This is a genomic window from Actinoallomurus sp. NPDC052274, from assembly GCF_040679475.1.
Taxonomy (GTDB): domain Bacteria; phylum Actinomycetota; class Actinomycetes; order Streptosporangiales; family Streptosporangiaceae; genus Actinoallomurus; species Actinoallomurus liliacearum.
In genome coordinates, this window is the sequence record NZ_JBFAUT010000078.1 from 23,554 (window position 1) to 34,392 (window position 10,839).

Below are 10,839 nucleotides of genomic sequence, written 5' to 3' on the forward strand. Positions count from 1 at the left end.
TCACTCGTACGGGTCCCGGGGGGCCGTGACCTCGGTGAGGCTGGTGGCGCGCAGCTCGGGCACACCGTCGGCGGCGCGCTGGAACGTCCCGGTCACGGTGACCCACTGGTCCCGCTCCGGCGGGTTCCCGGTCGTGCCGGTGACGCGTACGACCGCCGCGACGGCGTCGGCGGCGCAGCAGGCGATCTGGTAGCGCGCGATCCGGAACCCCGTCCGGTCCTTCGCCGGGGTGACGAAGCCGGTGAGCCGCACGGGGGTCGCGCCGAAGCTCGCGCCGTGGTGGTCGGCGGTGCGCTCGTCGAACTCCAGCAGTGTCATCGGCACCGTACGCCCGGCGGGGAGCGGGTCGAAGGTCCGGCCGCCGGAGCTGACGTCGACGGCGGCGCTGCGGCCGACGCCGAAGCTGCCGAGCGCGGGCGGCGTGACCAGCAGCAGTGCGAGGACGGGCCCGAGCAGCAGCCATCCGGCCCGATCGCCGTGCGCATGGCCGTGGCCGTGGGCATGGGCGTGGCCGTGCGCATGGGCGTGGCCGTGGGTGTGGGCGTGGGCGTGGCCGTGGGCGTCGCCTCGCCCCCGTACGAATCCGAGGGCGCGGGCGACCCCGACCAGGCCGAGGCCGACGAGCAGGATCCCGGCGACCAGCAGCACGCCGCCCATGCCGGTCTTGACGTACTTCGCGTACGCGCCGGTGAGCGCCAGGCGCACCATCATCGCGCCGACGAGCAGGACGGTCGTCGCGCGGGCGTCCTCGGTCAAAGCAGCCACCACCCGACGAGACCGGCGCAGGTGACCGCCACCGCGAACGTCGCGAGCGAGAACCGCCACGCGAACCGGGTGCCGAACGTCCCCGCCTGCAGCGCGAACAGCTTGACGTCCACCATGGGCCCGACGACGAGGAACGCCAGCCGCGCGGTGAGGGAGAACTGCTTGAGCCCCGCGGCGACGAAGGCGTCTGCCTCGGAGCAGAGGGCCACCACGACGGCGAGGGCGCCGAGGACCAGCAGCGAGAGCGGGCCGGTCCCGGCGACGGAGTCCACGATGTTCCGGGGGACGAGGGTCTGCAGCGTGGCCGCGGTGCCGGCCCCGATGACGAGGAAGCCGCCGGCCTGCAGGAAGTCGTGCTGCGCGGTGGAGAGGAAGACGGCGAGCCGTGGCCCTTCCTCGGCGTGGTGCGGGCGTCGTGGCCGGATCAGGTCGTCGCGGCCCAGGGCGTTCCACAGCAGGCCCATGATGACGGAGGCGGCCAGACTCGCCAGGAACCGCGCGAGGACCATCGCGGGCCGTCCGGGGAACGCGACCGCGGTCGAGACGAGGACGACCGGGTTGATGGCCGGCGCCGACAGCAGGAAGGCGAACGCCGCCGCCGGGGTCACGCCGATCGAGACGAGCCGGGCGGCGACCGGGACGGACCCGCACTCACAGCCGGGCAGCGCCGCGCCGGCGGCCGCCGCGGCGGGCACCGCGAGCACGGGGCGCTTCGGCAGCAGCCGCGCGATCAGACCGGGCGGGACGAACGCCGCGATCGACGCGCTGACGGCGACACCGAGCACGAGGAACGGCAGGGCCTGGATGGTGATGGCGACGAAGACGGTCGCCCAGTTCGCGACGGCGGGGTGGCCGAGCAGCCCGGTCAGCACCGGTCGCAGCAGCACGGCGGCGACGATCAGCGCGGTGACCAGCGGCAGTCCGGCTCCGCGCGGGCGTCGGCCGGGCGGTGCCGCGTCGGCGGCGGTCGAGGGGGCCTCCGGGGAGGAGGCGGGGGTCGGCACAGGCGGCAATCTACTCATCGCCGCAAAACGGTCACAAGGCGAGATCACGCCATGAACACGAATTAACCCGACGTCTTCCCGCGCGTCGCCGTCGCATGGGAAGGTACGGCCGGTATCGACGTCCCCACCGGAGACCTCGTGGTCCCCGGCTCCCGGAGGAAGCCTTGCCCCCTAGGTTCCTGCGTTCCCGCGCGACCCGTGCGGGACTCATCGCCGTCGCGCTGGGCGCGGTGGCCGCCGCGCCGCTGGCCGTCACCGGCTCACAGCCGGCCGACGCGGTCACCATCGCCGGCGCCAATACACTCTCCGACAAGGTCTCGGTCGACTGGTCCAAGCACCGGCCCGTTCGCACGACCGACGTCCACCTGATCGCCTGGAACGACTTCCACGGCAACCTCGAACCGGCCGGCCTGACCATCTACGGCAAGTTCGCGGGCGGCGCCGCCTTCCTGGCCAAGGCGGTGAAGGACAAGCAGCAGCGGTACGGCGCCCGCGAGGCCAGCGTGATGGCCGGTGACGACATCGGCGCCAGCCCCCTCGTCAACGGGCTGTTCAACGAGGAACCGGCCACCATCATGGCCAACCTGATGAACGCCGACTTCGCCTCGGTCGGCAACCACGAGTTCGACAAGGGCAAGACCGAGCTCCTGCGCATCCAGAACGGCGGCTGCGCGAGCACCGGCTGCAAGGGCGCGCCGTACCCGGTCGAGCGGCACGGCAAGTGGACGACGACCAACACCTACCCGGGCGCCGCCTTCCAGTACCTGTCCGCCAACGTGACGGACAAGGCGACCGGCAAGACGCTGCTGCCCGCGTACGGCGTCAAGCGGTTCCCCTCGACGAGCGGGCGGCCGATCTCCGTCGGCTTCATCGGTGAGGTGCTGCAGGCCACGCCCACGATCGTCACCCCGACCGGCGTCGCCGGCCTGGACTTCGGCGACGAGGCGGCCGCCGCGAACCGCGCCGCCAAGCAGCTCGCCAAGCAGGGTGTGAAGATCCCGGTCCTCGTCATCCACCAGGGCGGCTTCCAGACCGGCACGATCAACACGCCGAACGGGTGCGCGGGGAACCTCGCCGGCAGCGACATCGAGGCGATCGCCAAGAAGCTGGATCCCTCGATCAAGGTCATCGTGTCCGGCCACACGCACGCCGAGTACCGCTGCACGATCACCGTGAACGGCGTCACGCGCCTGGTCACCAGCGCGGCGTCGTTCGGCCGCATCCTCAGCGACATCACGCTCAAGGTCGACAACCGGACCGGCACGCTCGTCTCGGCCGACGCGACCAACTCGATCGTCGAGAACGCGCTGAACACCCCGGGCACCGGCGTCACCCGCCAGGAGGACCCGTCCAAGGCCGACCCGGCCGTGGCGAAGGTCGTCAAGCAGTACGTCGACGCGTCCGCGCCGCTGGCCAACAAGGTGGTCGGCAGGATCCAGGGCGACCTGACCCGGGACGCGACCTCCGTCGGCGAGACGACGCTCGGCGACGTGATCGCCGACGCGCAGCTCGCCGCGACCTCCGACGCGAACACGGGCGGCGCCCAGCTCGCGCTGATGAACCCGGGCGGCGTCCGCGCGGATCTCAAGGCCGCCGACATCTCCGCCGGCGGTGAGGCGGTCGGCGAGGTCACCTACGGTGAGGCGTTCACGGTCCAGCCGTTCGGCAACAGCCTCGTCACCAAGACGATGACCGGCGACATGCTCCGGCGCGTCCTGGAGCAGCAGTTCACCGGCTGCGGCGGCCAGACGTCCCAGAAGGTCCTGCAGCTCTCCAAGACGCTCACCTACCAGTCGAACCCGTCCGCCGCGACCTGCGCCGGCAAGATCGGTGAGATCAAGGTGAACGGCGCGACGGTCACCCCGACCACGAGCCTGCGCGTCACGATGAACAACTTCCTCGCCACCGGCGGGGACGGGTTCACCGTTTTCAACGAGGGCACCGACCCGCTCGGCGGCGCCCAGGACATCGACGCCTTCGTCGCCTACCTCACGGCCGCCGGCTCCACCGGCCTCGCGGTCCCGGCGAGGGACCGCATCACCCCGCTGTCCTGACCTCCGGCTCGACCGCCTCGGCCCGTACGGCTCCCGCCGTACGGGCCGAGGCGTTTCAGTCGCTGTTCGGTTTCACGCCCGCGACGATGTCGTCCATCAGGGAGACCTTCGGGGCCTTCGGATCGTCGTCGAACCCGAAACGAAGGATCGCGAAGCCCCGGGCCGGCGCCGGACAGCTCCCGCGATCCGCCCGCGGCAGGCCGAGCGCGGCCCGCGTACCGTCCTCGACGGCATCTCTGATCTCCCAGGGCTCCAACCGGTCCATGACCGCCTCTCCGACCGTTCGTGATCATGCCGGCACCGATCCTGCTGGACGCGGCGGAGAACCTTCCACCAGAACGGGCCGTTTCGCAGGGTCATCGTGGTGATGACCCCGTCGACGCTCTCGCGTGGAACTCTGAAAAGTGCACAGACGGGCCTAGTAGGGAGGTCGCACGAGTGAGCGCAGCGAGCGAGTCAATGAGCGCAGCGCCTCTGGTCACTCCCCCGACGAAGGAGGTCGCATGAGCGTCCTGTACACGGCGATCGCCACCGCGTCCGGCCGGGACGGCCGCGCGGTCAGTTCCGACAAGAAGCTCGACGTCACTCTGGCCGCCCCGACCGAGATGGGCGGAGACGGCGAGGGCACCAACCCCGAGCAGCTGTTCGCCGCCGGGTACGCGGCCTGCTTCGCGAGCGCGCTCGATCACGTCGCCGGCGAGAAGAAGATCAGTGTCTCCGACGCCGCCGTCACCGCCGAGGTCGGCATCGGGCCGAACGACTCCGGCGGCTACGGCCTCGAGGTGGTCCTGCGCGTCGAGCTGCCCGACGGTGTCCCCGCCGGGACCGGCCGCGAGCTCGTCGAGGCCGCGCACCAGGTCTGCCCCTATTCCAACGCCACCCGGGGCAACATCCCGGTCGAGCTCGTCGTCGAGTAGGGGCCCGCGTGCGCCGTCCGGTCGCCGACGCTCAGGACCGCTCCGCCGCCTCCTCGCGGTGCAGGAAGCCCTGGATCCTCTCGGCCGCTCCGGTCACGTCGCCGACCGGATGGCGCATCTCGGCGTTTCGCCAGTCGAAGTGGTTCCCCGACTCGCTGACGAAGATGTACAGCGGAACGCCGGGCACGTCGGTCGCGACGGCCAGGCCGGGCAGCGACCGGCGCAGGTCGGACTCCACCCCGAGCCGGACCAGCTCCGCGCTCAGCCTCTCGAGCAGCCGGACCTCCTCCTCATGAGCGATCGCGCGTCGCACCGCCGAACTCCTTCCGCCGTGCCCTGTCGCCTCGTGCGGTCCCCGATTCGGACCGTCACCATGCTGTACGCGAGGAATGGGACGGAAGGTTCAACCGGGTCCGGGATGACCTTAAGTCGGGTTGTCTGCTAGAAACGGCCGCTCTCGGTGAGCGGCCGGCCGGCGCCGTCGGCGGCCGTCACGCTGTAGGTGTCCTGGTGGGCGTCGTGGCCGTCGGGTGCGCGTGCGTACTGGGCGGCGAAGACGTACCGGCCGGGCGGCACCGACCGGCCGGGGCGCAGCACCCACGTGTAGACGACCGCGCTCCCCTCGTCGCCGACCGTGACCTGGAACGTGTCGCCCGGCAGGTTCGACCAGGAACCCGTCGACCGTACGCCCGCCGTGCGCGCCACGCGTACGGTGACCCGCAGCGCGGTGAGCGGCCGGGTCCTGGACAGGGTCACGTCCTCCTCCGCCCAGTAGCCGTTGCTCGTCGAGGCGAGCCCGGCCACGACCGCCGGCGACGTCGTACGGGGCCGTCGCGGGACCGCCGAGGAGGTGGTGGGGCCACCGGTCGGGGAGGGCCGGTCGGGGCCGGCCGTCGGCGCGGCGTCGCCCCGTGTGGAGGCGGCGGACGACGGGGCCGGCCGGTCGGTCTGGGTCGTGCCGTGCCCGGCCGGGACGGCCGGGGCGGCCGGTCCCTCGGCCCGCCACGTCACCACTCCCACCGAGACGGCGGCCACGCCGACCGCGGCCAGCGCCGCCGCGGCCAGCGAGCGGCCGCGGGCCGGCCGGGCCCGGCGCCCGCCGGTGCCGGCGTCCACGCGGGACCACATGCGGTCGCCGTCGGGCCGGTGCGCGTCGGCCTCCTCGCGCAGGGCGGAGCGCAGCCAGGCGGGCGGCTCGCTCATCGCGCCTCCCCCGTGCGCCCGGCCGGGTGCGCCGGCGGCGACCGCCACGCGCCCAGGGCCTTCTCCAACTCCGCCACCCCCCGTGACGTCTGGCTCTTCACCGTCCCGACCGAGATCCCCAGGACGCGCGCCGTCTCCTGCTCCGACAGGTCGAAGGCGTACCGCAGGACGACGCACGCGCGCTTGCGCATCGGCAGCCGCCGCAGCGCCGCGCGCACGTCGAGCACGGCGGGAACGTCCGGGTCGTCGGACCGGTCGCGGAACATGGCCCCGAGCCGCCCGGCGCGCGCACGCTCCCGGACGAGAGTACGGACCCGGCTGGCGGCGAGGTTCACCACGATGCGGCGGACGTAGGCGAGCGGCTGGTCCGCCGCCCGGACCCGGCCCCACTGGTGCCAGGCCGCGACGAACGCGTCGGCGGCGAGGTCGTCGGCGGCGTCCGCGTCCCCGGTGAGCAGATAGGCGAGACGCGCCAGCTCCCGATGGTGCGCCTCGAAGAAGGCGTGGAACTCTGCTGCGTCGTCCTCGGACTGCACAGGGCGCTCCCGGGTGCATGGCTGCGTCCGCTCGTCGGCCTCAGCCGCGCCGAGAGTAGCAGTGTTGACCAGATTTCTACCGATAAGCGCGGCTCAGCACGGCGTCACCTCGACCGGCACGGTCAGGACGCGGTCCGGGCCGAGCACGCGCTCCGGGCCGGTCAGGGTGAACGACCCCCGCAGCGGCAGGTCGGCGCTGGACCCGCCGACCGCGACGTCCACCCGGCCGGGTTCGACGACGCGTCGCAGGCCGAGGTCGGTGAACGAGGTGCGGTCGGCGTGCACGGTGAACTCCACCCGGGCGGCCGCGCCGGGCTCGAGCCGGACCCGCGCCCAGCCGGCCAGCCATCGCGCCGGCCGTACGACGGAGGCGACCGGGTCGCCGAGGTACAGCTGGACGACCTCGGTGCCGGGCCGGTCCCCCGTGTTGCGCACCGTGGCGGTGACGCGCACGGTCCCGTCCGTGGCGGCCGACGGGTCCACCTCCAGGGCGTCGTACGCGAATCGGGTCCAGGTCAGCCCGTGGCCGAAGGGGAACAGCGGGGTCGGGTCGATCGAGCTCCAGCGCGACCGCCCGCCGGTTCGCGAGTGCAGGTACGTCGCCGGCTGGCCGCCCGGGCCGTGCGGCACGCTGACCGGCAGGCGTCCCGACGGCTCGACCCGGCCCGACAGCACGCCGGCGACCGCGGGGCCGCCCTCCTCGCCGGGGAAGAAGGCCTGCACGATCGCCGCCGCCCGGTCCACCAGGCCGCCGAGCGCGTACGGGCGGCCGGCGAGCAGCACGATGACCGTGGGCGTGCCGGTGGCCAGCACCGCGTCCGCGAGTTCGGCCTGCCGGCCGGGCAGGGCGAGGCTCTCGGCGTCACAGCCCTCGCCCGAGGTGCCCCGGCCGAACAGGTCCGACCGGTCGCCGAGGGTGAGCACGCACACCTCCGCGCGGCGGGCGGCCGCGACGGCGGCGGCGATGTCCGCGTCGTCGGTGACCCGGACGTCCCGGCCGGCCACCACCTCGATCTCCGTGTCCGGCAGTTCGGCGCGCAGGGCGTCCGCGAGGGGCGGGATGTCCACGCCGAACGGCAGGTCGGGGAACCGCGCGGTCATGTGGTTGGGGAAGGCGTAGCAGCCGAGCATGGCCCGCGGCTCGGTGGCGAGCGGTCCGGTCACCGCGACGCGGCCGGCGCGCAGCGGGAGGACGCCGTCGTTGGCGAGCAGGACCACCGACTCCTCGGCGACCCGGCGCGCCAGGCGCCGGTGAGCGGGCGGATCCAGGTCGATCGGGTCGCCGGGCCGTACCCCGTCGACCGAGCCGTCCGCCCGTACCCCGTCGACCGAGCCGCCCGGCCGTACCCCGGCCACCGCGGCGGCTCCGTCCGCCGAGCCGTCGGCGGAGCCGTCGTTCGCTCCCTCCGCAGCGTCGTCGAGCAGGCCGAGGTCGCACTTGAGCGCGAGGACGCGGGCCACCGAACGGTCCAGGTCCTCCTCCGGGACGGCGCCGCGCCGCACCATCTCGACCAGCGGCGCGCCGTAGCAGCGGATGGTCGGCAGCTCGACGTCGACGCCCGCGCGCAGGGCGAGGGCGGCGGACTCGCCAGGGGAGCCGGCGACGCCGTGCATGCTCTCGAGGAAGGAGATGCCGAAGTAGTCGGCCACCACGACGCCGGTGAAGCCGAGCTCGTCGCGGAGCAGCCGGGTCATCAGGCGTTCGTCGGCGGTGGCCGGGACGCCGTCGACGTCCACGTACGCGGCCATGACCGAGCGGGCGCCGCCCTCGCGGAGGGCGAGGAAGAACGGTTCGAGGACGATGTCGGCGTACTCGCGGGGGCCGAGGGCGGCGGACGCCATGTTCCGGCCGGCCCGCGACGAGGCGTACGCCGCGAAGTGCTTGAGCGTGGCCACGACGCCACGGCCCTCCAGCCCGCGCACGTAGGCCGTGCCGATCCGGCCGACGAGGTAAGGGTCCTCCCCGATGGTCTCCTCGGTGCGGCCCCACCGGGGGTCGCGGGTCACGTCGAGGACGGGCGCGAGGCCCTGGTGGACGCCGACCCGCCGCATGCTGTCGGCGATCGCGCCGGCCATCTCCTCGACCAGCTCGGGGTCGAACGTCGCGCCCCACGCCAGCGGGCAGGGGAAGACGGTCGCGGTGTGGGTCATGAAGCCCGTGAGGCACTCCTCGTGCGCGATCGCGGGGATGCCGAACCGGTTGCCGGCGGCGACCCGCGCCTGCAGCTCGCGCAGCCGGGCCGCGCCCTCGGCCGGCGGGACCGGCGCGGTGCCGAAGACGCGGGTGAGCTGGCCGAGTCCGGCCTTGATGACGTCGTCCAGCGGCGGCGGCTCACCGAAGTCGTCGGGGAGCGGCGCCACCTCCTCGCCGGGGCGGGCGGACACGGCCCAGTACCCGACCAGCTGGGCCGCCTTCTCCTCCACGGTCATCCGGCTCAGCAGGTCGGCCACCCGTTCGGCGGTCGGCAACCGGCGGTCTCGCCATGACCCGGTCGGTCGGGTGGGGTGAGGAAGCGTTTCGGCCATCTGTGGTGGGCTCCCGTCTGGCGATCGAACGTGGTGTGGGCCAGGCGTGTCCCGTGGGCCTCGCGCTCCCACCGCATCGAGGTCCACGGGGCACGCGTCCTGGGTGCGGCCGGCGGTGGCGCCGTGGATGGCCGGACGCGCGGCTCGGTGGCGAGGGGCTTGCTCGCCGAGCGGCCGAGGTGAACGTTATCGCAATGTTTCGGAGTCGCCAAGGTCTCCGTAGCCCGCAGGATTGCCGGTTTCACAAAGAACGTCGCGAAGGGTTGACCGCTGCGAAGCGCTTTCTTAAGGTACGGCAGCAACTGCTTTCCCGACACTTTTTCGAAACAGCGCCGACACGTCGTCGCAACGCCCGTCTCTGCCGCAATCCCCCAAGGAGGACCGATGGGCGACTCACCGCTCTCGCGCCGTACCTTCCTCTCGGCCGCCGGAGCCGCCGGAATCGCCGGGCTCACCGCCCCTCTGCTCAGCGCCTGCGGAACCTCCGGGCCCTCCGGCGGGGGTAAGGGAGGCGGCAAGACCCTCCAGGCCTGGGTTCTGCAGGACGACGGGCAGAACCCCATCCAGCAGGCGTCCCTCGACGACTTCAACAAGTCGTCGACCACGAAGATCAAGCTTGTGGAGATCCCCAACTCCGGCAGCTCGGGGTACACCGACAAGCTCCGCATCGGGATGGGCTCGCCGAACCCGCCGGACCTGCTCTTCAACTGGGGCACCGGCAGCATCCAGGACTACGCCCAGAGCGGTCGCCTGGTCGACCTCACCCCGCACCTCACGAGCGACCCGACGTGGCAGAACTCCTTCCTGCCCTCGGTGCTCGACGCGGGGAAGGCGGCCGACGGGAAGTTCTACGGCATCCCGATGCGCGGGATGCAGCCCGTGCTGCTCTTCTACAACAAGACGCTGTTCGCCCAGCACGGCCAGAAGCCCCCGGCCACGTACGACGACCTGCTGAAACTGGTCACGTACTTCGACTCGAAGAAGATCCAGCCGTTCGCGCTGGGCCACGTCGACGCCTGGCCCAACCTGATGTGGCTGGAGTACCTCGTCGAGCGTCTCGGCGGCCCGTCGGTCTTCGCGGACATCCTGGCCGGCAAGCCGAACGCCTGGGGGCACCCGCTCGTGCTCGACGCGCTGCGGCGGATCCAGGACCTGGTCGACCGGCGGGCGTTCGGCACCAACTTCGCGTCGGTCAACTACGTCAACGACGGCGCCGGGCTGCTGTTCGCCAAGGGCAAGGCCGCGATGCACCTGATGGGGACGTGGGAGTACTCCAACCAGGTCGACAAGCACCCGCAGTTCGCCAAGAACGACCTCGCGTTCGCGCCCTTCCCGACCATCACCGGGGGCAAGGGCGACCCGAACAGCGTCGTCGGCAACCCCACCAACTACTACTCGATCAGCAGTAGGTCCAGGGACGTGGGCGCCGCGCTGGCCTTCCTCAAGAAGGAGATGGCCGGCCAGATGTACGTCGACAAGCTGATCAAGGCGGGTGACGTGCCGGCCGTCAGCGGCCTGGAGTCGAGGCTGTCCGCCTCGCCCGGCCCGGAGTTCTCCACGTACGTCTACCAGATGGTGCAGAAGGCGCCGAGCTTCACTCTGTCCTGGGACCAGGCGCTGCCGCACGTGTTCACCGACCCGCTGCACAACAACCTGCAGAAGGTCTTCCTCAAGAAGCTGACCCCGGAGAAGTTCGTCCAGATCATGGGCCAGGTGAAGTGATGGCGGCGCGGACCGAGGCGGCCGGCACGGTGAGCGTGAGAGCGTCCACCTCCAACCCGTTGTACACGGCCAGGGAGACGAATGGCATGCTCATCAGGGCCCGGGAGGACTC

General features: G+C 72.5%; 10 protein-coding genes. 3 read left to right on the forward strand and 7 right to left on the reverse strand.

Annotation, left to right across the window (positions count from 1 at the left end; translation table 11 throughout):
• Positions 1–765 carry a TIGR03943 family protein gene (locus tag AB0K82_RS39875; protein ID WP_364407475.1) on the reverse strand — a complete coding sequence of 255 codons (765 nt, stop codon included), beginning with the start codon at positions 763–765 and terminating at the stop codon, positions 1–3.
• Positions 753–1,769: a permease gene (locus AB0K82_RS39880; RefSeq protein ID WP_364407477.1), complete on the reverse strand. Its 1,017-nt coding sequence runs from the start codon at positions 1,767–1,769 to the stop codon at positions 753–755. The genes AB0K82_RS39875 and AB0K82_RS39880 overlap by 13 nt, the downstream gene beginning before the upstream one ends.
• A gap of 164 nt (positions 1,770–1,933) precedes the next feature.
• Here AB0K82_RS39880 and AB0K82_RS39885 point away from each other — a divergent pair, with 164 nt between their 5' ends.
• On the forward strand, positions 1,934–3,823 hold the full coding sequence (locus AB0K82_RS39885) for a bifunctional metallophosphatase/5'-nucleotidase (protein WP_364407479.1): 1,890 nt from the start codon (positions 1,934–1,936) through the stop codon (positions 3,821–3,823).
• Positions 3,824–3,878: 55 nt separating this feature from the next.
• Here AB0K82_RS39885 and AB0K82_RS39890 read toward each other — a convergent pair whose 3' ends face one another.
• A complete protein-coding gene (locus AB0K82_RS39890) occupies positions 3,879–4,088 on the reverse strand; it encodes a hypothetical protein (protein WP_364407481.1) in 210 nt (69 codons plus the stop codon).
• Between the two features lie 238 nt (positions 4,089–4,326).
• Between AB0K82_RS39890 and AB0K82_RS39895 the strand changes: the two genes are divergently transcribed.
• Complete coding sequence (locus AB0K82_RS39895) at positions 4,327–4,740, forward strand: organic hydroperoxide resistance protein (RefSeq protein WP_364407484.1); 414 nt, start codon at positions 4,327–4,329, stop codon at positions 4,738–4,740.
• Positions 4,741–4,771: 31 nt separating this feature from the next.
• On the opposite strand, the gene AB0K82_RS39900 is transcribed toward AB0K82_RS39895, so the two are convergent.
• The 4 genes from AB0K82_RS39900 to AB0K82_RS39915 form a co-directional block, all read right to left on the reverse strand.
• Positions 4,772–5,053, reverse strand: coding sequence for a hypothetical protein (locus AB0K82_RS39900; protein ID WP_364407487.1), 282 nt, complete (start codon positions 5,051–5,053; stop codon positions 4,772–4,774).
• A 128-nt stretch (positions 5,054–5,181) separates the two neighbouring features.
• A complete protein-coding gene (locus AB0K82_RS39905) occupies positions 5,182–5,943 on the reverse strand; it encodes a hypothetical protein (protein WP_364407490.1) in 762 nt (253 codons plus the stop codon).
• Positions 5,940–6,479 carry a SigE family RNA polymerase sigma factor gene (locus AB0K82_RS39910; RefSeq protein ID WP_345366972.1) on the reverse strand — a complete coding sequence of 180 codons (540 nt, stop codon included), beginning with the start codon at positions 6,477–6,479 and terminating at the stop codon, positions 5,940–5,942. Before AB0K82_RS39910 ends, AB0K82_RS39905 begins: the two co-directional genes overlap by 4 nt.
• Before the next feature lie 93 nt (positions 6,480–6,572).
• Complete coding sequence (locus tag AB0K82_RS39915) at positions 6,573–8,948, reverse strand: glycoside hydrolase family 3 N-terminal domain-containing protein (RefSeq protein WP_364407493.1); 2,376 nt, start codon at positions 8,946–8,948, stop codon at positions 6,573–6,575.
• A 441-nt stretch (positions 8,949–9,389) separates the two neighbouring features.
• Here AB0K82_RS39915 and AB0K82_RS39920 point away from each other — a divergent pair, with 441 nt between their 5' ends.
• Complete coding sequence (locus tag AB0K82_RS39920; protein WP_364407496.1) at positions 9,390–10,727, forward strand: extracellular solute-binding protein; 1,338 nt, start codon at positions 9,390–9,392, stop codon at positions 10,725–10,727.
• Positions 10,728–10,839 lie beyond the last annotated feature (112 nt).

Bases quoted from the DNA above. Each gene is read 5' to 3' on its own strand.
- AB0K82_RS39890 (WP_364407481.1), bottom strand. From the start codon at position 4,088: ATGGACCGGTTGGAGCCCTGGGAGATCAGAGATGCCGTCGAGGACGGT.
- AB0K82_RS39895 (WP_364407484.1), top strand. From the start codon at position 4,327: ATGAGCGTCCTGTACACGGCGATCGCCACCGCGTCCGGCCGGGACGGC.
- AB0K82_RS39905 (WP_364407490.1), bottom strand. From the start codon at position 5,943: ATGAGCGAGCCGCCCGCCTGGCTGCGCTCCGCCCTGCGCGAGGAGGCC.
- AB0K82_RS39920 (WP_364407496.1), top strand. From the start codon at position 9,390: ATGGGCGACTCACCGCTCTCGCGCCGTACCTTCCTCTCGGCCGCCGGA.